Source organism: Bradyrhizobium elkanii WSM2783 (assembly GCF_000472865.1).
Lineage (GTDB): Bacteria > Pseudomonadota > Alphaproteobacteria > Rhizobiales > Xanthobacteraceae > Bradyrhizobium > Bradyrhizobium elkanii_A.
In genome coordinates this window covers 1-2,499 of the sequence record NZ_AXAP01000198.1, presented here as the reverse complement: position 1 = coordinate 2,499, position 2,499 = coordinate 1, and the positions used below count along the sequence as shown (strand labels likewise).

Below are 2,499 nucleotides of genomic sequence, written 5' to 3'. Positions count from 1 at the left end.
CCAAGCTCCTCTAGGAGCGGTGATCTTCGCAATCACCGGACTTACCATGACCGCTCCAGCCTCTCAGGCTTTTGCAGAACCTTCCGCACACTACCCTCTGCTTGCTGATCCGCGTTTATTCTCCCCTTCTGCGGAAATGCCCGAAGTGTCCGACGTTACTCAATCTTACCCAACCTCGGTTGGAAAGCCCGCTTAAGACGAGAATAAATTACAGGTAGCCTGCTCGGCACTGCGGCCCTGGAAGAGGAGGGCGCGTGGGCTTACGGGCCAAAGAGCCCATTGGAGGGAAGCATGCCAAGGAAGCTCGCTGCTTTTTGCGGCCATTTGGCGAATTTTGCCAGAGGCGCTCTTATTTGCTCGACGCTTCTGACCGGAGCGGCCATTCCCCTTCAGCAAGCCAAAGCAGACGACGTCAACTGGAGGCAGTTCGAAGGTAGTTCGATCGTCTGGGCATACGACATTCATCCCTATGCTGACGCCGTCGCGGCTCAATTGCCGGAGTTCGAAAAGCTAACCGGTATCAAGGTGACGCCTGAGCTTTATCCGGACGACGCTTATTGGAATAAGCTAACGATCCAACTGAGCACAAAATCTCCGACTTGGGAAGTCGTGGGGACGGGGGTTCAGCTAGCCTGGGATCTTGCGCCAGGCCAGTTGCTCGAGCCGCTCGATCGGTATCTGACCGATCCGAAACTCACCGCATCAAACTATGACTACAAGGATTTCTTTCCCGCGCTGCGGGATGCGCTAACCTGGAAGGTGACAGATGGGCAGATCGAAGCGGGAAGCGGTCGGGTGTGGGCCGTTCCGCACGGCTTCGAGAACATCCAGCTATTCTACCGTAAGGACATCCTCGACAAATTCGGCATCAAGGTGCCGACGACTCCGCCGGAGATGTCCGCCGCATGCGCAAAGCTAAAAGCTGCGGATCCCGCACTCACGCCGTTGGGCGTCCGCGGCGTACGCTTTTGGAGCAGCATCCACACGGCTGCGATCTCGATTGCCAAATCTTACGGAGTGCATGATTTCGTCATTAAGGACGGCAAGCTGGACACGGGTCTCGACTCACCTGAGTCAATCGCCTTCCACAAGGACTATGTGGACATGATCAAGAAGTGCCCGGGTCCGTCCTTTGCTAACGACAACTGGTATCAAGTGGTCGATGGCATCAACTCAGGACGCACGGCGATGGCAATTGATTCCAACATGGTTGGCTTTTGGAACGACGTGGCCGGCAAGCCGGCCTCGGTTAAGATCGCATTCGCACCCCCCTTGCGCGCTCAAAACGGCAAAGACTTCGAATCCAACATCTGGATATGGTCGCTAGCGATGAACGCCGCTTCCAAGAAGAAGGGAGCAGCCTAGCTGTTCATCCAATGGGCAACCTCAAAGCAGGTTGATCTGAACGGCGCTGTTGCCGGCAAGTTCGTCAACTCCGCGCGCGGATCGACGTGGGCCGAAAAGACCTGGGTCGAATATGCAGCAAAGCCGGAGTTCAACAACTTCCTCGACACGTTTAAGAAAGTACAAGACAGGGCGGCATTGGCCTTCAACCTCAGCTGTTTTAGGCTCCGTGAAATCCGAACAGCCATCGGCGATCGCGCTCCCGACGCGCCTTGAACCGATCCAGACATTTCCTGGAGCACAGCGCAGTGCGCCACGAGTAATATCGGATCAGGCCAAACTTCCCGCCGCAGACGGCGCAGCACTTCGCTGCAGGTTGGTGAGAGCATTGGGAGCTATCGCCCATCTTTATCTCCTGTAGGTCTCGCGTCGGTGATAGCTTCCCGGGATTTCTGGTTCGCGGTCGCACCGCGCGCACAAATGAAGTGCGGCTGCGGGGTCATTGTGATCCGCGCGGTCATGCGGAAAATAGGGCAGCGGAAGCAGCGCTTCAGTCTCATATGCAGCCTCCCAGGGCAAAACAGCGGCTTCTTCTCTGTCGCGCGCGTTCCACGTGCGGACCGCTGGGATCGTCGCGATTGCGTCGATCTTCCCTGTAATCGCCGGGCAATCGACTTTTGCTGATTGGCCCAAGGCTAGGTCCATCGCAACTGAACGCTCAATTGTACGGGGGTAGGCGAGCGCCATGACAAGGGATGGAAGTGCCATACGAAGGTTTGTAGCTGCTCTCCCTTGCGCCATCGGCATTTGCGCCCCGTTCTTCGCGACGAGACGGCGTATTGACGGGGGGCTGCGCGGTGACCGCGCGTCCATCGTCCGGAGCCGGGTGCGCGTCGATCAGCGAACAGGCGCAGATTAGCAAACCTGTGACAGACGGGCGCCGGTCGCCAACTGAATTGCCCAAATTGCTCTACCTCGGGGCGTCAAAACCGATGCCTCCAAGCGCGCCAACCGGGCCTTGAAGATGCTCAGAACCTATCTCGGTCGCGTCATCCGTGANATTGCCCGCAAGATCGAAGGCCGCACCGGCTTGCTTGGCGAGATTGTCCTCGAACGCATGCTGGCGCTGGCGCGACGGGTGCTTGACCAGAAGCA

The 2,499-nt window shown here is 57.7% G+C and carries 2 protein-coding genes; both read left to right on the top strand.

Going from position 1 to position 2,499, the window contains the following annotated elements; translation table 11 throughout:
• Positions 1-196, top strand: a 196-nt coding sequence (locus YY7_RS62840; protein ID WP_210164765.1) for a hypothetical protein, incomplete at its 5' end; no start/stop codon positions are given.
• 95 nt (positions 197-291) lie between these two features.
• Positions 292-1,365 carry an ABC transporter substrate-binding protein gene (locus YY7_RS56230; protein ID WP_245287712.1) on the top strand — a complete coding sequence of 358 codons (1,074 nt, stop codon included), beginning with the start codon at positions 292-294 and terminating at the stop codon, positions 1,363-1,365.
• Positions 1,366-2,499 lie beyond the last annotated feature (1,134 nt).